The 17,912-nt window shown below is 62.6% G+C and carries 18 protein-coding genes and 1 riboswitch; of the genes, 5 read left to right on the plus strand and 13 right to left on the minus strand.

Translation table 11 applies throughout. From position 1 onward, the window contains the following. Positions 1-900, plus strand: coding sequence for a hypothetical protein (locus tag AOP79_RS03965; protein ID WP_201774428.1), 900 nt, complete (start codon positions 1-3; stop codon positions 898-900). 24 nt (positions 901-924) lie between these two features. On the opposite strand, the gene AOP79_RS03970 is transcribed toward AOP79_RS03965, so the two are convergent. Together AOP79_RS03970 and AOP79_RS03975 are read right to left on the minus strand one after the other, a co-directional pair. Then, positions 925-1,905 (minus strand): LacI family DNA-binding transcriptional regulator, encoded by a 981-nt coding sequence (locus tag AOP79_RS03970; RefSeq protein WP_062070619.1) that lies wholly within the window; start codon positions 1,903-1,905, stop codon positions 925-927. A 78-nt stretch (positions 1,906-1,983) separates the two neighbouring features. Beyond that, positions 1,984-2,802: an SDR family oxidoreductase gene (locus AOP79_RS03975; RefSeq protein ID WP_201774429.1), complete on the minus strand. Its 819-nt coding sequence runs from the start codon at positions 2,800-2,802 to the stop codon at positions 1,984-1,986. Between the two features lie 58 nt (positions 2,803-2,860). Between AOP79_RS03975 and AOP79_RS03980 the strand changes: the two genes are divergently transcribed. Genes AOP79_RS03980 through AOP79_RS03990 form a run of 3 tightly spaced genes read left to right on the plus strand, consistent with a single transcriptional unit; the run spans position 2,861 to position 6,281 of the window. Further along, complete coding sequence (locus AOP79_RS03980; protein ID WP_201774430.1) at positions 2,861-3,526, plus strand: nucleoside/nucleotide kinase family protein; 666 nt, start codon at positions 2,861-2,863, stop codon at positions 3,524-3,526. Beyond that, entirely contained in the window at positions 3,523-5,022 is a 1,500-nt protein-coding gene (locus tag AOP79_RS03985) for a mannitol dehydrogenase family protein (protein WP_082093329.1), read from the plus strand. Before AOP79_RS03980 ends, AOP79_RS03985 begins: the two co-directional genes overlap by 4 nt. Then, a complete protein-coding gene (locus AOP79_RS03990; RefSeq protein ID WP_082093330.1) occupies positions 5,019-6,281 on the plus strand; it encodes an AGE family epimerase/isomerase in 1,263 nt (420 codons plus the stop codon). The genes AOP79_RS03985 and AOP79_RS03990 overlap by 4 nt, the downstream gene beginning before the upstream one ends. Here AOP79_RS03990 and AOP79_RS03995 read toward each other — a convergent pair. The 6 genes from AOP79_RS03995 to AOP79_RS04020 are packed head-to-tail and all read right to left on the minus strand — an operon-like array spanning position 6,269 to position 10,271. After that, positions 6,269-6,664 carry a YchJ family protein gene (locus tag AOP79_RS03995; RefSeq protein ID WP_439644670.1) on the minus strand — a complete coding sequence of 132 codons (396 nt, stop codon included), beginning with the start codon at positions 6,662-6,664 and terminating at the stop codon, positions 6,269-6,271. The two genes, AOP79_RS03990 and AOP79_RS03995, sit on opposite strands and share 13 nt — an antisense overlap. Further along, positions 6,661-7,299, minus strand: coding sequence for a hypothetical protein (locus AOP79_RS04000; RefSeq protein ID WP_236683203.1), 639 nt, complete (start codon positions 7,297-7,299; stop codon positions 6,661-6,663). Before AOP79_RS04000 ends, AOP79_RS03995 begins: the two co-directional genes overlap by 4 nt. 45 nt (positions 7,300-7,344) lie before the next feature. Beyond that, a complete protein-coding gene (locus tag AOP79_RS04005) occupies positions 7,345-8,157 on the minus strand; it encodes an ABC transporter ATP-binding protein (RefSeq protein ID WP_062070627.1) in 813 nt (270 codons plus the stop codon). Continuing rightward, positions 8,154-9,185, minus strand: a complete 1,032-nt coding sequence (locus AOP79_RS04010) for an ABC transporter substrate-binding protein (protein WP_152647992.1) — start codon at positions 9,183-9,185, stop codon at positions 8,154-8,156. The genes AOP79_RS04005 and AOP79_RS04010 overlap by 4 nt, the downstream gene beginning before the upstream one ends. A gap of 28 nt (positions 9,186-9,213) precedes the next feature. Continuing rightward, the gene (locus AOP79_RS04015; RefSeq protein ID WP_062070631.1) at positions 9,214-9,981 is read right to left on the minus strand and encodes an ABC transporter permease; all 768 of its coding nucleotides are present in this window, start codon (positions 9,979-9,981) and stop codon (positions 9,214-9,216) included. Next, the gene (locus tag AOP79_RS04020; protein ID WP_062070633.1) at positions 9,978-10,271 is read right to left on the minus strand and encodes a thiamine-binding protein; all 294 of its coding nucleotides are present in this window, start codon (positions 10,269-10,271) and stop codon (positions 9,978-9,980) included. The genes AOP79_RS04015 and AOP79_RS04020 overlap by 4 nt, the downstream gene beginning before the upstream one ends. A 134-nt stretch (positions 10,272-10,405) precedes the next feature. Then, a riboswitch (TPP riboswitch) is annotated at positions 10,406-10,519 on the minus strand. Positions 10,520-10,564: 45 nt separating this feature from the next. Here AOP79_RS04020 and AOP79_RS04025 point away from each other — a divergent pair. After that, complete coding sequence (locus AOP79_RS04025; protein ID WP_062071064.1) at positions 10,565-10,978, plus strand: RNA-binding S4 domain-containing protein; 414 nt, start codon at positions 10,565-10,567, stop codon at positions 10,976-10,978. Positions 10,979-11,006: 28 nt separating this feature from the next. On the opposite strand, the gene AOP79_RS04030 is transcribed toward AOP79_RS04025, so the two are convergent. From AOP79_RS04030 to AOP79_RS04050, 5 genes are all read right to left on the minus strand, one after another. Continuing rightward, positions 11,007-13,469 (minus strand): glycogen/starch/alpha-glucan phosphorylase, encoded by a 2,463-nt coding sequence (locus AOP79_RS04030; protein ID WP_062070635.1) that lies wholly within the window; start codon positions 13,467-13,469, stop codon positions 11,007-11,009. A gap of 110 nt (positions 13,470-13,579) precedes the next feature. Further along, positions 13,580-14,827: a polysaccharide pyruvyl transferase family protein gene (locus tag AOP79_RS04035; RefSeq protein ID WP_062070637.1), complete on the minus strand. Its 1,248-nt coding sequence runs from the start codon at positions 14,825-14,827 to the stop codon at positions 13,580-13,582. Beyond that, the gene (locus AOP79_RS04040) at positions 14,824-15,837 is read right to left on the minus strand and encodes a lysylphosphatidylglycerol synthase domain-containing protein (protein ID WP_062070639.1); all 1,014 of its coding nucleotides are present in this window, start codon (positions 15,835-15,837) and stop codon (positions 14,824-14,826) included. The genes AOP79_RS04035 and AOP79_RS04040 overlap by 4 nt, the downstream gene beginning before the upstream one ends. Continuing rightward, a complete protein-coding gene (locus tag AOP79_RS04045) occupies positions 15,821-16,909 on the minus strand; it encodes a nitroreductase family protein (RefSeq protein WP_062070641.1) in 1,089 nt (362 codons plus the stop codon). The genes AOP79_RS04040 and AOP79_RS04045 overlap by 17 nt, the downstream gene beginning before the upstream one ends. Further along, positions 16,906-17,910, minus strand: a complete 1,005-nt coding sequence (locus tag AOP79_RS04050; RefSeq protein WP_082093331.1) for a glycosyltransferase family 2 protein — start codon at positions 17,908-17,910, stop codon at positions 16,906-16,908. Before AOP79_RS04050 ends, AOP79_RS04045 begins: the two co-directional genes overlap by 4 nt. Positions 17,911-17,912 lie beyond the last annotated feature (2 nt).

Raw genomic sequence — 17,912 nt, forward strand, 5'->3', positions numbered from 1 at the left:
GTGCCTACAACACTCACGAATGCACCGCTACTGACCACCCAGGAGCGCCGAGGGATGAGCGCTATCTGCACCCCCGCTGGGCGAATGCTGATCGTCGCAGCCGATCAGCGCAACGGCATGAAGGCCGTCATGACTGACGGTGATGGAACGCCTGTCACTCAGGATCAACTCGTCGAGGCGAAGGCGGACCTTGTCTCGTACCTCGGCAATCACGCTGCGGCGATCTTGCTCGACCCTGAGGTTGCGCTGCCTCAGATCGTGGATGACGGCACCTTGTCGCGCGACACGGCTCTTGTCGTAGGAATGGATGCGTCAGGCTTCGAAGAGGTCGATGGCCTCCGCTATACACGTTTCGTCGATGGGGTCACTCCTGAGCGGGTGCGTGAATTGGGCGGGGATGTCGCGAAGATGCTGTGGTACTTGCGCCCAGACCGTCAGGACGAAGCCGACCGGGCTGTGCGCGAGATCCGCGAACTCACTGAGGCGTGCAGCAGTGCCGGGTTGCTACTCATTGTCGAGATCCTCACCTATCAACTCGAAGGCGAATCGGACGAGGACTATGCCGCTGCGTTCCCCGGGCTGGTAGCCGACAGCGCCAGGATTTCCGTGGCCAACGGCGCACGAGTGCTGAAGCTCCAGTATCCAGGATCTGCTGAAGCGAGTGCTGCAGTCACCGAGGCAGCCGGCGGTGTGCCGTGGGCGGTGCTCTCCGCCGGTGTTGACCACGAGACCTTCATCGACCAGGTCCGCACGGCAGTCGCTCACGGCGCGTCCGGCGCCATGGCGGGGCGGAGCCTATGGAAGGACAGCCTCTCGGTTTCTCACGAGGTGCGCGAGGAAAAGCTCACTGAACTCGCACAGCCTCGTCTGCGGGAGCTCGCTGAGGCTGTGGAGGGATAAGCGAAGTTACGGGGCCCGGTCGCGCTATGCGGCCGGGCCCTTAATGTCGCTGGAGGCGCGTGGAACGAAGGTTGTTTCCACCGTGAGGCGCGGCGCAAAGGTAGCGTCTGGGTCGTTGATGCGCGCCAACAGGCGTGTCGCCGCCTGGACGCCGATGTCCTTGGGGTGTTGGTCGATGGCTGCGACACTGGGCGTGAGAGCATCGGCCAGGGGGAAGTCTCCGAAGGAGATGGCAGCGACAGGGATGTCCTTGAGTTCTGGACCAAGGGCCATCGCGGCGCGGGCGTTCGAGCAGATCAAAGCCGATGCTGGGGCTGACAGTGATGCCATCGCCCGGGCTATTGAAGGTGCGAGCGTGGGGTTGTCGCCGTGGAACGTCACGAGATCTGGGTCTTCGGTGAGGCCTGCAACGGCGAGGCCTTGGCGATAGCCGCGCAAGCGCTCTTGGGTGGTGGTGATGTCAGCATTGTTGCCGATGAAGCCGATGCGTGTGTGTCCGTGGGCTGCAAGGTGCGTCACGGCGCGCTGGGTTGCGTCGAGGTCGTCTGACAGGACAACATCCGCGTCCAGTCCCTCGGGAGGGCGGTCCACAAACACGATCGGTAGTTGAGCGGTCCATGGCGCGAGATATGAGTGGTCGTGAGAGGCCGGTGCGATCACGAGTCCCCGCAGACGGCGGTTGAGGAGTGCCTCGACGCGGTTGCGTTCATCGTTTGGATCAGAAATCGCCGCGACGATGGTCATGAGTTCCGCCCCGGCCACTGTGGCGTCGATAGCCTGCACAAGGCTGGCAAAAAAATGGTCGGTGAGCGATGGGACGACTACTCCCACGAGTGGAGACGTGCCTTGGCGGAATGTCGTTGCGAGGGCGTTCGGGAGGTAGCCGAGTTCCTTCATTGCCGCTTCGACGCGTTTTCGCGTGGCGGGCGCGACATTGGGATCCGCATTGTGGACCCGGGACACGGTTTTGAGTGAAACTCCCGCGGCCTGGGCGACGTCTCGCATGCTTGTCACGGCGGCCGTTCCCTCCTGTTGGTCTGACTCTCGTCCTGAGGGTATCTGTTGTGACCCTCGCGAGGCTGGCTACACGCAGGTATAGCCACCGTCGACGGGCAAGTGGGCGCCGGTAATCATGCTGGCGGCATCGCTGAGGAGGAACGTGACGGGCGCTGCGATCTCGTCCTCTGTTGCCCAGCGTCCAAGCGGCATCCGTGCGAGTGCGGGCTCTTCGATCTCGGGCCTGCCCCAATAAAACGCTGACATCTCGGTCATCACGACGGTCGGGTGGACAGAGTTCACGCGGATCCCGTGGCGCCCGAGTTCCAGAGCACTCACGCGCGTGATGTTGTCGAGCGCCGCCTTTGATGAGCCGTACGAGACGTGGTTGCGCAACGCGACGAGCGACGCTTGGCTCGATACGTTGACGATCGAGCCGCCTTCGCCGGCCTCGATCATGCGCCGAGCTGCATGTTTGATGACGAGTAGTGACCCTCGCGCATTCACAGCCATGACCTTGTCGAAGACGTCGATGTCCGTGTCGACGGGTGACGCGATCTCTCCGCCGAATCCGCCACAGTTCACTACGCCCCACACATCCAAGCCTGCGATTGCATCGGAGATCTCATCTTCTGACGTGAGATCGAAGACTGCGGTGCTGCAGCCAGTTTCGGCAACGAGGTCCGTCAGGCTGTCTCCGGACCGCCCGCTCGCGATGACATGGGCGTTCGCTGCGGTGAGGTGGCGGGCGATGGCGCCCCCGATGCCGCCAGCGGCACCCGTGACAAGGATGGGACGGCCATTGAAGTCGGTGTGGATCATGATGCTCCTGAGTTCGCGGGCATCCAACGCCACGGTTGGTGCCCCTGTTCCGGCGAGAATAGCGCGGATTGACACCGGTGTCATCTCGACGATATTGTCAACGCAAGTGCAGCGATGCAGGTATGCCGGAAAGGTGACGAGCGTGGACGATCAATCGCCTTCAGTGCCAGTGATGACCCTCGAGCAGGCCCAGATCCGTGCTGCCTGGTTAGCTGAGGCGCCCCAGCGCGTGGTCATCGGCCTGGTCGGGGCCCCCGGCTCCGGTAAATCCACTGTGTCCGATCACCTCACCGCAAGCCTTCTGAGTGCGGTTGCAGTCCCGATGGACGGATTCCACTTTTCCAACGAGGTGCTGCGCGACCTGGGCCGTCGCCAGCGAAAAGGGGCGCCAGACACCTTCGACGTTGCTGGATATGTCGCTCTACTGCAGCGACTTCGAGCCGACGCTGGTGTGGTTTATGCACCCCGGTTCGACAGAAGCCTTGAAGAGTCGATCGGAAGTGCCATCGCAGTGGCCCCCGAATGCCGTGTTGTGGTGACGGAGGGTAACTACTTGCTCGCCCAAGACTACGGCTGGGACGCGGTCCGCTCACATCTCGACGAGGTCTGGTATCTCGACGTGCCTCGCGAGTCGCTGGTCAAACGGCTCGTCGCGCGACGAGTTTCCCACGGGCACCCTGAGGCCGAGGCGCGCGCTTGGGTGGACAACGTTGATAGCCCCAACATCGACCACGTGGTGGCAACCGCTCACAAGGCCGATTTCATTCTCACCATTCCAGAGGCTCAAGGAGCTCAAGGAGAACAATGACCGACCACCTAGACCGCGAGACCGCTCGTGCGAGAGCCGACCTCCTGCCCGGACCTACATATCGACGTGACGAGATCACCCCTGGAATTGCACACATAGGTGTAGGTGGCTTCCATCGTGCCCACCAGGCGATGTACGTCGATCGGGTGCTCGATCAGGACCCTGACTGGGGCATTGTGGGAATTGGGCTCCGCGCCGAGGACCTCGGAACACTTGACGCGCTCGAGGCGCAGTCAGGTGCGTACACGCTGACGATCGTTGACCCAGCGGAGCACGAGGCGTCTCGGGTCATTGGAAGCATCGTAGAGACCCGTCACCGCGACCGCGACGGTGCCGCCACTCTCATCGAAACCCTTGCCCAGCCGTCGATACGCATCGTGACGCTCACCATCACCGAAGGTGCCTACGGCGTCGATGGCGACACCGGTGAGTACGCCCCGCGTGACGAGGCGACATTGGCCGATCTCGCCGGGGCCGAGCAACCTCGCAGCGCGATGGGCCTGATCGTCGATGCCCTCGCGTCGAGGTACAGGAAGGGGATCCCGCCATTCGCTGTGGTCTCCTGCGACAACATTCCGCATAACGGATCCGTCGCACGGGCCGCCCTACTCGGTATGGCCCAGTCTCGAATCCCCGACCTCGAGTCGTGGATCAGTCACCACGTGTCGTTCCCCTCCTCCATGGTCGACCGCATTACGCCTGTCCCTACGCCTGCGGTGCAGAAGGCCATTGCGGAGAAGTTTGATGTCGACGACGCGTGCGCAGTGCGGTCCGAATCGTTCGTCCAATGGGTGCTTGAGGACACCTTCCCCGAGGGGCGCCCCGCACTCGAGTCGGTCGGGGTCATGATGGTGGAGGACGTCACGCCGTACGAACTGATGAAACTTAGACTCTTAAACGCTTCGCACCAGGTCATGAGCTACCCGGCGCTGCTGATGGGGCACCGATGGGTTCACGATGCGTGCCGGGACTCCCAGGTGCGCAGCCTCATCGAACAGTGGATGCTCGCCGCGACCAGCACCCTTGCCCCTGTGCCTGGAGTGGATCTGGTTCAGTACCGCGAGGAACTCATTGCCCGGTTCTCATCGGCAGCAGTCAAGGACACCTTGGAGCGCCAAGTCGCGTTTTCCTCTGACAGGATTGCCACGTTCGTCAAGCCCGCTCTGGACGACATGGGCGTGGCTGATCAGCAACGGGTCGGCGCGCTTGTGCTCGCTCTCTGGGCTCATTGGGTGAAGGGCCAACTGGCCGATGCGGATTCCGAGTGGAGCGACCCCAGGCTTCAGGAACTGCAGGCCGCCGTGGCTAGCGAAGACGTCAACAGTGCCGCGATTCTTGACCTGCAAGAGATCGTCGGAAGTTTGGGCCAACACCCTGAAGTGCGTCAAGCCTATCTACAGGTGCGCGCCGAACTTGAGAAGACTCCCGTGGCTGACGTGATTGAGCAGGCGTTGAGCGTGGTGCCCAAGAATCTCGTGAGTGGAGCACCGCAGTGACAGATCATGACAATTCTGCAGCGGAGAATTGGCCGGACGAACCTTGGTGGAGGCTCCGCCAGAGCGAACTCCTGGCTTTTGGGCGAGGGTTTCCCGTGGGTGCGGGAGCCGGCTATCTCGATGGGGCCGGCGTTCCCGTTCCTACCGACCCACCAGACAACGCCGAACTTTACGTGACATGCCGCATGACCTACGTCTACTCATTGGCGTACATGGATGGCGACGCGGACGCATTGCCGCTGGTAGCACATGGGTTGGCTTCCCTCGATGGCCCACTGCGGGACGACCACTACGGTGGCTGGTTCGCTGCCGCCACTCCACAGGTTGCTGTCAATACGGCCAAGGAAGCGTACGGTCACGCGTTTGTTTTGCTCGCCACCGCATCGGCGTGCGCGACGGGACTGCCCCAAGCGCGAGAGCTTCTCAACGCCGCTGTCGACGTGTTCGAACGGCACTTCTGGGACGACGAAGCGGGAATGACTGTCGAGTCCTGGGATCGCGAATGGTCCGAATGTGAGGACTATCGCGGTGTCAACGCCAATATGCACGCAACCGAGGCGTTCTTTGCTGTAGCCCTCGCCACGGGTGACGACGTATGGCGCCAACGCGCATTGCGGATCCTTCGTCGGGTCATCGCCTGGGCCCACGAGTACGACGGTCGCCTACCAGAGCACTTCACAGGCCAGTGGCAGCCTCAACTGGACTACAACCACGACATGCCCGCCCACCCGTTCCGACCCTATGGTGCGACCGTGGGCCACTGGTTTGAGTGGGCACGGTTGGCGCTCCAGGCTTACACCAGTGAGCGAGAGCTGGGCCGTGCAGGCGATGCGGAATGGTTGTTGGAGGGAGCGACGTTCCTCTACGACGCTGCAGTCCGCGATGGGTGGTCGGTAGACGGAGCGCCCGGCTTTGTCTACACCGTTGACTTTAAGGGCAAGCCGGTGGTGCGACAGCGAATGCACTGGGTTGCGGCAGAAGCTGTGGGTGCCGCGGCCGCCTTGCGGATCGCCACTGGGGACCCCCGCTACGCCAAGGATGAGGCGACGTGGTGGCGCTACATCGTCACGCACATGATTGACGGGTCCGGCTCGTGGATCCACGAGCTCGATGAGGCCAACTCCCCATCGGGCACTGTGTGGCCCGGCAAGCCAGATCTCTATCATGCGGTGCAGGCGACGATGGTGCCGCGCTTGCCCCTATGGCCACCGTTGGCCTTTGCCCTTGCAGCGACAGGGGAGTCTGCTCAGTCGAAGTGATGCCCGTCGACGTAAACCCAGCGCCCGTCGAGCCGGGTAAAGGTGCTGGTTTCTCGGATGGCGTCCCGTTGCCCGTTGCCATCCTCAAAATAGGCTGTGAATGTCACTTTTCCTTCAGCATCGTCCGGATTTCCGCCTGATGTTGAACCGACTTCGAGACCGCGCCATGCGGGCGTGGAAAGGTCGCCAAGGGTCTCGCGGGTGGGGCGGGTTGCGGGGTCCCAGGTACGGAGGATGTAGTCCACGTCGCGGCGGACATACGCGGTGTAGCGCGAACGCATCAGTTCAACGCAGGTCGTGGCCTCACGCTCACCTTTCATGAGGGGCTTGCAGCACTCGGCATACCCCGCTCCCGACCCGCACGGGCAGGGCAGTGCGCTCACGCAGCGACCTCTCGGACCCAGCGTTGGCCGTCCCTGTGGAAGCCCACCTTGGTCAGATATGCGGCGTCCTCGCCTTCGTGGGCCGGCATTTCGAGTGAACTGAATCCCGCATCGGCGAGGATTGAGGACTCGCGGTACACGAACTCGCCAGGGCTGAAGTCGCGGAAGCGCTCCTTGACCCAGTCCAGGTCGATGCGTCCCACGCCATCCCCGGCGTCAGCGACAGCGACCACACCGATGGCTTCATCGCCGTTGACGAGCAAGAACACGGTGCGCTTGTCGCCGTCGAGGGGAAGGGCCTCGAAATCGGGCCGATGCTCGGCGATGTCGTCGTGGTGAATCGACAGGACGTGCTGGAGGTACGTGTCGTTCGCCTCGACGGGAAGCGCACGGTAGACGGTCGCGTCACTGCGCTCGCGGTACAGGCGGCGCAACCAGTAGGCGTCGATGAGAGTGATGGCGAGGTTCATGAAGGCGAACGGCCACACTTCGATGATGCCGTTGTAGATCGTGGCGATGAAAGCTCCGGCGAAGTTCATCCACCGAAACTTCAGCACGCGGGCCTGCATGAGCGAGGCGACAATCAGCAGCGAGCCAATCCAGCCAATGATCTCTAACACCATCGTTGTGTCCATTGCACAAGCGTACGCCGCACCGCACCCCTGATGACTGCGCCGCACTCAGTCGTGAGCGCCACCCACCCCCAATGCGGCTAGGAGCTCTTCCCTCTCGAAGCGCCCGGATCCGTGGGCGCGGGTCTCATGAATGATGCGCCCTGGCCTACCGGACAGCACCACGATGCGGTCGGCCAGCATGATGGCTTCGTCGACATCGTGGGTGACAAGGACCACGGTGCTGGCCAGGTTGAGTCCCGCGAGCCACGCATTCATGTGCCGGCGCGTCAGTGGGTCGAGTGCGCCGAAGGGCTCATCGAGCAACAGCACAGGCCGTTCTGACAGGCATGTGCGCAGCAGTGCAAGACGCTGGCGCATGCCCCCGGACATCTCGTGCGGCCACGCGCGTTCGAAGCCCGCAAGCCCGAACTCTTCAAAGAGTTCCGCGGCCCGCAGTGCCGCCCTGTCGCGGGGGACTCCAGCGGCGATCGCGCCGACCATCGCGTTGGACATTGCGCGCCGCCACGGCAAGAGGCAGTCGTGTTGCGGCATCCATGCGGTGGGCGCGGCGCTGGTCACTGCGCCGTGAATGGTGGCTCGCTCGTCGAGCAGTCCGCCCATAGCGCGCAGCAGTGTGGACTTCCCGCATCCGGATGGCCCCAGGATTGCCACAAACTCGCGTTCCTTGATGGTCAGGGAGACGTCCTCCAGGACCCGCACTGCGCTTTCATGACGCTTGCCGTTCCCTCGTGCTGCGAACTCGACGGAGTAGTTCTCCACAGTGATGGTGGCAGGAGATTCTGCGCCGGGGGCCCCGGCGGGGGTGGCCGCTGTGGAGCGACCCTCCCCGCCGGTGGTGATGGAGACATCGGTGGTCATGGCTGTTCCGGGAGGAAGTCATTGGTCCAGGCGCCTTCAACCACGCTGGCGTCCTCGAGCAGACCCTTGTCTTCCATCCATGTTGCGAAGCGCTCCCACTCCTCGGCGTGCTGGACGCCCCACTCCTCAGGGGAGGGCGCGTAGCGCGTTGAGAGCCACTGGGCGCTTGCGGTCACGAGTGGTTCCTCGAGTTCGGGCGCGATGTCCATCAGGGCGTCCGAAGCATCCGTGGGTGTGTCCATGGAGTGCTGGAAGCCGCGCACCGTGGCGCCCATGAAGGCTTCCACGACCTCAGGATTGGTCTCGATGTCCGATCCGTTTGCGGCCAGCATCGGCGTGTACCAGTTGGGGATGCAGTCCATCCAGTCGCGGAACGCCAACGTGTTGACGTCGAGGCCGTCGACCTCGCCCAGGCGGATGGTGTCCCACGCGTCGAACACCCATGCGGCGTCGTACTGGTCCTCGGTGAGTCCCAGTCGGAAGTCGGCGCTCGCAAGCGGCGTGAAGTTCACAAGCTCCGGGTCGCCGCCGTCGCAGGCCACGAGTTCGTTGATGATCGTCATGCCGAGCTCGTCGCCCCACGTTCCGAAAGTTTTGCCTTCGAGGTCCTTGGGACGTTCGATGCCGTCTTCAGCCAGCGACAAGAACGAGGACGTGTTGTCGTGAATGACAGCAGCGACGGAGACCACGTCCGCACCGGCGGCCCGGGCGGGAAGCAGGCCCTGGGCGTGAGAGAAAGCGAAGTCCGCTTGTCCCGCAGCGACGAGTTGCAGGCCATCGGTTTCGCCCGGTTCGATGACGTTGACGTCCAGGCCCGCGTCCTCGTACCAGCCGTTCTCGAGCGCCACGTAGACGCCCGAGTGATTGGTGTTGGGGGTCCAGTCCAAGACCACGGTGACGGGCGTCAGTGCTTGTGCACCGGCAGCGGTGGGGTCAGCATCAGCGGACGTGGAGCAGGCGGTGAGGGTGAGGGCCGATGCCGCTGTGACCGCGAGCCCGGTGACCATGGTGGGTCGTGAAGAAAACAAGAGAACTCCTTGAGTAGAAAGTGAAGAATTACAGGCGTGCGGGCGCGGTCTGCCACGGTGTGACAGCGCGCCGCAACGCGACGATGGCGAGCACAAAAATGCCGGAAAGCGCGGCAATCAGGACGATGCCGACAAAGATTTGGTCGACGGCATAGGCCTTGCGGGAGCGCTGGATAAACACCCCGATGCCGGATTCGCCAGCCAGATACTCCGACACCACCGCCGCGCCTACCGCATACGTTGCGGCGATCCGCAGCCCAGCGAGGGCCCCGGGAATGGAAGCGGGCAGGCGCACCAGCCACAGTTGATGCCGGCGTGTGCCGCCCAGTCCCGCCACCATGTCCGCATGGTCGGCATCCACGTCACGAATCGCAGCCGCAGCGGAGATCAGCACGGGGAAGAACACGGTCAATGCGACCAGGATCACCTTGGAGGTGAGCCCGTAGCCGGTCCACAGGATCATCAACGGCGCCAGCACCACCGTGGGGATCGTTTGGCTGAGCAACACCATGGGCTGTGCCACGTGGCCTGATGTGGGGATGGTGGCGATCAGTACCGCCATCAGCCACCCAACGAGCACCCCACACGCCAATCCCAGTACTGCCTCCGTGGCGGTCGTGATGACGTGCTCCCCCAGCATCGGCGCTGTTTCCACAGCCGTGGACGCGACATGCGACGGTGCGGGAAGCACAAACTCCGGGAGGCCGGCCGTACGCACGGCCGCCTCCCAGATTGCCAGCAGCACCGCCACGGTTGCGCTTCCGATGACGATGGCGCGTGCCCGCCCCCGAATCATTGGCGGTGCTTGCCCACGAGGTCCTGCACGCTCGGGCCATCATCGTTTGCGGCGCCGGAGACCTTGATGATGGACATGCAGCCCTCGGCGCCTGAGTGAAGCGTCGCCTCGTGCACGGTGCGCAGCAGAGCCCAAATCTGGTCGGGGCTACCCTCAATGGTGGTGCCCATACCGCCGACCTCGTACTTCAACCCCGAGGCGCTGATCGCAGCGATGGCTGCGTCGACGTGCTTGTAGCATTCCTCGGTCTTGATGATGGGGCGGGGGACTACTTGGATTTCAGCAATCATGGCTGACTCCTTCAGGTTCAGACCTGAGGAATGGCAGCGCTGAACCGGAGTGCGCGGCGCACAAACGCACGCCGTGCATGCCGCCACTGGGCGCAGACGTATAGACGCGTGCCTGGATAGACCCGCGCTCAACGCCGCACCTTGTGGCACGTCCTTACGCTGGAATTACCCAGATCAAGTTTTCGGGTCAACAGCGCATGATGGCTGTACTCTCAGCTCGGCTGTCCCGAGCTCCCCGCGTTGGCATCGTCATCGTAGCGCGTCTGGTTCTCAGATCCACCTACCCTGGTCTCATGACTCCAGCACCCACCCGCACCACGGCACGAGCCGATGCGTGGGTGTGGGCTGTGCGCTTGGCGAAGACCCGCTCTCAGGCAACTGCGGCATGCAAGGCAGGGCACGTACGCATCAATGGCGACAAGGCCAAGCCCGCGACTCCAGTGCGTATTGGTGACCGCGTTGAGGTCCGTGGAGGTGAGTGGCCGCGGATTGTCGAAGTGCGGCAACTGCTGGTCAAGCGCGTGGGCGCTCCCGTTGCCCAGGCCGCGTACGTTGACCACAGCCCTGCCCAGCCGCCAAAGGTGGAACGTCCGGCGGCGATCGGGGTGCGCGACCGCGGCGCAGGGCGCCCCACCAAGAAGGAACGTCGTCAGATAGAGAAACTACCGGGACGCGAGGCCGCCAAGGAGCGCCGCCAGCGTCGCTAGCGGCCCCCTTGGCGTCACGGCCAGAACCCTAGGCGCGCCAGATGCGTGCCAAGTAGTCGCGAATGGAACGGTCGGAACTGAAGAAACCAGTGCGAGCCGTGTTCAAAATGGCCGAACGCGTCCACCCATCCTGATCCGCATACGCAGCCTCGACGCGTTCTTGAGCGTCCACATATGAGCGGAAGTCCGCCAACGCCATGAAGCGGTCGCGCTCGATGAGGCTTGCCACGAGTGAGGCGACAAACCCGCCCGTCTCACCGTCGGTGAAGCGTCCCGAAGCAATGAGGTCGAGCGCATTGCGCAAGTCCTCGTCCTCCGCGTAGTACTTCTCCGGGGAGTATCCCGAGGCCTGAAGTGCCGCAACTTGAGGCTCATCCATGCCGAACAGGAAGAAGTTCTCGTCACCCACCAGTTCGCGGATCTCGATGTTTGCGCCATCGTCCGTGCCGATGGTCAACGCACCGTTGAGCGCGAACTTCATGTTGCCGGTACCGGAGGCTTCCTTACCGGCCAAAGAGATCTGCTCGGAGAGGTCCGATGCCGGGATCAGCTTCTCGGCAAGAGTCACGTTGTAGTTGGCCGGGAAGGCGACCTTCAAGCGACCCTGCAGTGAAGCATCGGCGTTAATGGTGGCACCCACGTGATTGATCAGCGCGATCGTTTCCTTGGCACGCACATAGCCAGGCGCTGCCTTCGCACCGAACACGAAGGTGCGTGGCGTGACATCCTCGATGGCCAGCTTTCCCGTCGCGATGCGCTCATACAGCGACACGATGTGCAGCAACTTCAGGGACTGACGCTTGTATTCGTGCAAGCGCTTCACCATCGCGTCGATCATGCCGTCCTCGGCAATCTCCAAACCGTCACGCGCCATCAACGTGTCTGCAAAGCGGCGACGGTTCGCGCGCTTAATGGCCGCATACGCCAGACGGAACTCGCGGTCCTCGGCCAACGGCTCAAGGTCGCGCAGACGGTCAAGGTCAGAGACCCATCCATCGCCAATAGCAGCAGTGATCAGTCCCGACAGCCCGGGATTGGCCTGAGCCACAAAGCGCCGCGGCGTCACACCATTCGTGACATTCGTGAACTTCTGGGGGTACATGTCCGCGAAGTCAGAGAGCACTTTGTCCGAGAGCAACTGCGAGTGCAGCGCAGCCACGCCGTTGACCTTGAACGCCGTCACCGTCGCCAGGAATGCCATCCGCACAGCGCGCACAGGCTCTTCCTGAATGATCGACATGTGGCGCACCCGCAGGGGGTCGTGGGGGAACTGTTCGCGCACCTGCACCAAGAACGCGTCATTGATGCGGTAGATGATCTCAAGGTGGCGAGGAAGTAGCCGGCCCAGCAACTCCACAGGCCACACTTCAAGCGCCTCCGGAAGCAACGTGTGGCAGGTGTAGGCAAACGTCTTCTGCGTCAGGGCCCAGGCGTCGTCCCACTCCCAGCCGCGCTCATCCACGAGGATGCGCATCAGTTCGGGGATGGCGATGACGGGGTGGGTGTCGTTGAGCTGGAAGGTGATGCGGTCGGGCAACTCGGCCAGGTCCGTGCCGGCGGGCAGCACCTGGTCGATGTAGTCGCGCAGCGAGCACGCCACAAAGAAGTACTGCTGCTGCAGACGCAACTCCTTGCCCTGCGGGGTGGAGTCCTCGGGGTAGAGCACCTGAGAGATGGTCTCTGCGCGAGTCTGGCCACGCACGGCATCCTCGAAGTCACCCGAGTTAAAGATCTTCAGATCAAAGGCCTGCGTCGCACGCGCACTCCACAGGCGCAGCGTGTTCACACGGCCATTGCGGTAGCCCGGCACCATGTAGGTGTACGGCAAACCCATCACGTTCCACTGGGGAACCCAACGACGGCGCTCGCGGCCAGCATCGTCCGCGTACCCCTCAACCGTTCCGCCAAAGCCCACCTCGACGGACATCTCCGGGTGCGGCATCTCCCACGGCGAACCCATGTGCAGCCAGTTATCGGCGTGCTCCACCTGGTGGCCATCCTCAAACGTCTGCTTGAAAATGCCGTGCTCGTAGCGAATGCCATAGCCAATGGACGGCACACCCTCGGTCGCCATCGAATCAATAAAGCATGCAGCCAAACGGCCCAAACCGCCGTTGCCCAAACCCGGCTCAACCTCAGCCTCACGCAGTTCGTCGAGGCTCAGCCCCAGACCCTGCATCGCCTCGCGGGCAAGATCCTCCAGGTCCGCCGTCAACAAGTTGTTGTCGAGCTGACGGCCCAGGAGATACTCCGCGGACAAGTACGCCACGCCCTTCTCAGAGCTGGACTTATCCTGCGACAGCGTCTCGAGCCAATCCGTCGTCAGGTACGCGCGCACCGTGCGGGCCAGCGCCTGGTACTTGTCATTGACCGAGGCGCGCTCAAGCGAAATTCCCTGAGTGAACGTCAACTCACGCAGAAACTCCCGCGTGAAAGACTCGACGGAGCGCTCGCGGGCGGCAATGGATGGGATGGCAGGCGACTGGTTCACAGCTAGCGACCTCGTTGACTTCGGGGACTTGAGGTGCAAGTCCGTTCACGTCAACGGTAGCGTGGCTGAGCGCCTCAACGTGGGGTCTGAGGTCCCACGACTCGCCGAATTTACGAGACCTTAACGGACCCGATCGGCTTCCCGTCAGCGACAGCGTCAATGACGTCCAACTGCTCGAGCGCCTTGGCATGTACCTCGGGGAATGCCGCAGCAATGGTCGCCGCAATGTCCTTGGACTGGTCAGCCAACGCACTGATGCGAATCTGGAAAGCTTCACCGTCAAGATCAGACGCAGCGGAAGCCCACTCAGCAAGCCCAAACATGTCGAGCACCTCGCGATACTTGTGCGACCACCCCAGCACCAGCGTCGGCACCCCCATGGCGAGAGAAGAGACCATGGCGTGGAAGCGCGACGCGACAAACAGATCACAACGGCCGATGAGGCTACGCAACACCTGGCTCGAGAGCTCGCCATCCGGGAAGAACACCTTCTCCGGGGAAGTGACCCGCGCCAGAATCGCACGGCACACCGGGAGGTCGTTGTTGTGCAACTTGTCGTCACGCGAGCGAGTCGAGTGCGCCACCAAATACACCGGGCGTCCCAGCGACTCAGTAATGAAGTCGATCTGAGCCGCAACCTCGCCCACGTAGTCTTCGCCGCGTGCCTCCGCAGCCGCGCGGAGAACCTGCGACGGCGACACGCCTACGACGTCGTTGCCGTCGAAGAACGACCCAGCCACGGCATCGGCTTCCTTCACGTCCCGGTCCGTCAACTCCAAAGTGAAAGCAAGGTCTGCGCCAGCGACCGTGTTAGTCAGGCCCAAGCCATCGAGGTGCTCTTGCGTCTTGGCGCCGCGCGACACAATCGCCGCCATCTTGGGCAGGAAAGTCCGGGCAGCCCAACGGTTCGGAGTGCTGGTGAACGGGCCCAAAGCCTGAGCACACTTCACCACGGGAGTCTTGGTGTTCAACGCCGGCAGGACTGACGCCACGTTGTAGACCAGGTACTTCTCGCGACCATCCACAAAGGTGATGCCGCCCTGATCCAGCAGGACATCAGCATCGGCAATGGCGCCCACCTCAGGCACGGCGTTACGAATGGCACCGCGCAGTGCGGGAACCAGACGCCACAACAGGGCACCCGAATTGATGAAAATGCCCAGGCGCAACGGAGATGCGTCCATCACGGTGACGTTGTCGTAAGGATTAAGTTCAGCGTCCGTCCCCGGGTACATGCTGAGGTGCGTGATCTGCACATCCGGGTGGCGAGAACTCAAGTGCGTCACCGCGCTCTCCAGCATGGCTGCAGCGCCCTTGTTCCCTGCAAAAGCTGAACCAATAATGGCGACGGACTTCATGAGTTCTCCTTCGGTGGCAACGAGCCAGTTGAGCCGGCCCGACGCCGAGCTACACCCGCGAGGCCAAGATAAATTGCGGCGATCAGCACATCAGCAAAAGTCGCCAACACGCGAGCCACCAACGACACCAGGATAGCCATGTCGGCTCCCAGATACGGAGCGGCAAAAAGAACAAACACAGACTCGCGAACACCCAAGCCCGACGGCACAAACACCGCCATAATGCCCACAGCACCAGCAATCGCATACGCTGCGGCCAACGGGATCCAGGACTCCGGCGCGGCATCCGCCAACGCCACCGCAATGATGACGACGCCCACGCCGTTGATGACCCGGGGAATCAAGAACCCCACCTGATACGTCAACGCAGTCCGCGTTGAGAGCAGCTCCGACGACGGCACCGCACGGCCCAACGTGCGCTTCCCCAACACCGTCATCACACGACTCAACACCGCGGGATGCATGGCCGCAGCCAAAGGAACCATTGCCGCAAGCGCAATCCACACGGTGCCGCTCACATCGCCGGCACCACCGCGCGCCAACAGCAGAATCGCGATCATCGGAACAGTCGAGCCCAGCAGCAGGAACGCATTCTCGTACACGACGGAAAGCAGCACCTTAAAGCGAGACAGGCCACGCGCCTTGCCCCACACCACCTTGGACATCACAAAGCCCACCTGGCCAGGGATGTACTTCAGCAGCCACGCCCGATAATGAGCCTGGATAGCCTCCGCCTGGGAAATGCGTGTCCCCGTGAGCCGGTGCAACAACGAACCCCACATCGAACCCGAGACCGCCACCGCCACAACAAACAGCACAGTGGCGCCCAGCGCCCACCAGCCCAGGGACAAATCCTGCTCCTGCAGGGAATCCCAGTTCGCCGCTAGCGTCCGCCCAAAGAACCACGCCACCACGCCAATGACAGCAAGCGCAATGCCATTGCGAATCCAGCGCTTACGCCGGTTGCGCGGGCGCCCGGCGTCGGGGGTGTCGCTAGCGCTCGAGGCCATGGAAGGTTCGGAGATTAGCGATGTCCTTCTTCTGCGAGTATGCGACCAAGGCTTCAGGGTCCGGGTAGCCCACAGCCAAAAGCATGATGACGCGCTGGTGCGGCTTCAAATCCAGCTTCTTCGCCATCTTTGCTTCCAGTGGCTCAAAGTCAGGCCAGTTGATGACAGAACTCGACAGCCCCAGTGTTTCCAAGGCATAGATGAAGCCCATGGTGGCCAGCGACGCATCGATGTATGGCACGTGACGGTCGCGCGGAGAGAAGTAGTTCGACAGATCACCCTTCACCACGATGACCGTCGGCACCTGGTGCGAATAGCCGGCCGCGCCAAAGGGAATGCTTGCGATCTCCGCCACCTGCTCGGGGTTGTCAAAAACCTCAAAGTCGTAGGGGAGACGGTTGCACGCGGACGGCGACTGGCGGGCCACCAGGAGCGCCTTGTCGATCAGCTCGCGGGGAACAGGCTTGTCCTCAAACCAGCGAATCGACCGGCGGGACTGAGCCAGCGCCAACATCTGGTCATACGTGATGTCCGTGCGCTTCAGGCTCTTCTGCGCATACGGGTGCACATCGCTCGGCGTGCCATAGGGCGGGAGTGCCTCGAAGCGGGCGCGAGAGCGCTCAATGCCCTCATCGCCGTCGCTGACGATGGAGAAATACTCCGCCAGCACGTCGTGCGCCCACTGCATCTCGCCTGCATCCATGTTGCTGAACGCCGCAGGACGAGCGAGCGCGGCCTCATAAAACTCAACAGTCTCTTCGATGTAGTCGCGCGCAAACACATCGCGGCGCGGCTGCATGAGGATGCCCTTTTCAAGGCGGTGGACGTTGCGGCGCAGTTCCACGTGGTTGGCGCGGTGGCGTCCCAAGTTCTTGTAGTAGGCACGGCGTCCCGACAGCACGGCATACTGCTCCCGATTGTGGGTGAAAAACCCAGGAATCGAGTACAGCGTTGCGCCGATGCGGCTGGAGCCTGCGACTTCAAGCACGGCACGGTTGGTCCCGTTGTAGGCCTTGCGGATCGTGGGATTGGCGAGCGCGTCCTTGGCGATGCGCTTCAACTTGCCGATCATGCGTTTTCCTTTGCGATGGGTGCAGGCTCAGTCACGGCGCGTCCCGCAGCCACAGCGGGAATGGCCGGGCCAAAGCGTTGCGCCTTAGCGTGTTCGAGCGCTTGTTCCTGCAGCGTGCGGTTGGTGCGGAGGAGGTCAGAGAGGACACCTAGAGCCAACGACAAGAACGCACCGACCATCAAGAGCGTTCCAAGCAGGAGGGACTGGTAATGATTGCCGTGATCCCCGCTGGCCATCAGGAACAGGTAGCGAACAAACGGGATGAGCCCGATGACCGCGAAAATGGCGGCGAGCATCGCGAAAATGTTCCACGGCTTGAACATGATGTACGAACGCATGATGGCCTGGCCAGACTTCATCATGTGCTCGCCCATGCTGTTGAACAGGCGTGATTCCCGCGTCTTGGGGTTGGTGTCGATCTCCACCGAGGCAATGGCAAGACGCTTATTGCCAGCCTGGATGATGGTCTCCATGCAGTAGCTGAACTTCGTCACAATGTTGAGCCGGTACAGGGAGTAACGGGAGTAGGCCCGGAATCCGGAAGCCGCGTCGGGCAGGTCGGTCCCGGCGGCCTTATTCACCACCCACGAACCGAACTTCTGCATCGTCTTCTTAAAGCCGGAGAAGTGCTCAATCTTGTGCGTCTGGCGGTCGCCGATGACAATCTCGGCCTCGCCATTGACGATGGGCGCTACCAGATCACTAATCCGCTCCTGCGGGTACTGATTGTCGCCATCGGTGTTCACCACAATGTCCGCGCCACGGGAGAGCGCCAGCTCCACACCGTCCCGGAAGGATTGTGCGAGACCCATCGGCCGCGGGTGTCGCAGGACCACAGCCCCCAGTTCATGTGCAATCTCGCCAGTGCGGTCCGTCGAGCCATCGTCGATGACGAGGAGTTCAATTTCATCGATGCCATCAATGTGTCGAGGGATGGACGAGAGCACTGTCTCGAGCGTCGCTTCCTCGTTCAGGCAAGGCACTTGGACTACGAGTTTCATGT

The organism is Demequina sediminicola (assembly GCF_000975055.1).
GTDB classification, from domain to species: domain Bacteria; phylum Actinomycetota; class Actinomycetes; order Actinomycetales; family Demequinaceae; genus Demequina; species Demequina sediminicola.

Bases quoted from the DNA above. Each gene is read 5' to 3' on its own strand.
- AOP79_RS04015 (WP_062070631.1), bottom strand. From the start codon at position 9,981: ATGATTCGGGGGCGGGCACGCGCCATCGTCATCGGAAGCGCAACCGTG.
- AOP79_RS04020 (WP_062070633.1), bottom strand. From the start codon at position 10,271: ATGATTGCTGAAATCCAAGTAGTCCCCCGCCCCATCATCAAGACCGAG.
- AOP79_RS03975 (WP_201774429.1), bottom strand. From the start codon at position 2,802: ATGACACCGGTGTCAATCCGCGCTATTCTCGCCGGAACAGGGGCACCA.
- AOP79_RS04045 (WP_062070641.1), bottom strand. From the start codon at position 16,909: ATGATCGGCAAGTTGAAGCGCATCGCCAAGGACGCGCTCGCCAATCCC.
- AOP79_RS03970 (WP_062070619.1), bottom strand. From the start codon at position 1,905: ATGCGAGACGTCGCCCAGGCCGCGGGAGTTTCACTCAAAACCGTGTCC.
- AOP79_RS04000 (WP_236683203.1), bottom strand. From the start codon at position 7,299: ATGGACACAACGATGGTGTTAGAGATCATTGGCTGGATTGGCTCGCTG.
- AOP79_RS04050 (WP_082093331.1), bottom strand. From the start codon at position 17,910: ATGAAACTCGTAGTCCAAGTGCCTTGCCTGAACGAGGAAGCGACGCTC.
- AOP79_RS03985 (WP_082093329.1), top strand. From the start codon at position 3,523: ATGACCGACCACCTAGACCGCGAGACCGCTCGTGCGAGAGCCGACCTC.
- AOP79_RS04005 (WP_062070627.1), bottom strand. From the start codon at position 8,157: ATGACCACCGATGTCTCCATCACCACCGGCGGGGAGGGTCGCTCCACA.
- AOP79_RS04040 (WP_062070639.1), bottom strand. From the start codon at position 15,837: ATGGCCTCGAGCGCTAGCGACACCCCCGACGCCGGGCGCCCGCGCAAC.
- AOP79_RS04025 (WP_062071064.1), top strand. From the start codon at position 10,565: ATGACTCCAGCACCCACCCGCACCACGGCACGAGCCGATGCGTGGGTG.
- AOP79_RS04035 (WP_062070637.1), bottom strand. From the start codon at position 14,827: ATGAAGTCCGTCGCCATTATTGGTTCAGCTTTTGCAGGGAACAAGGGC.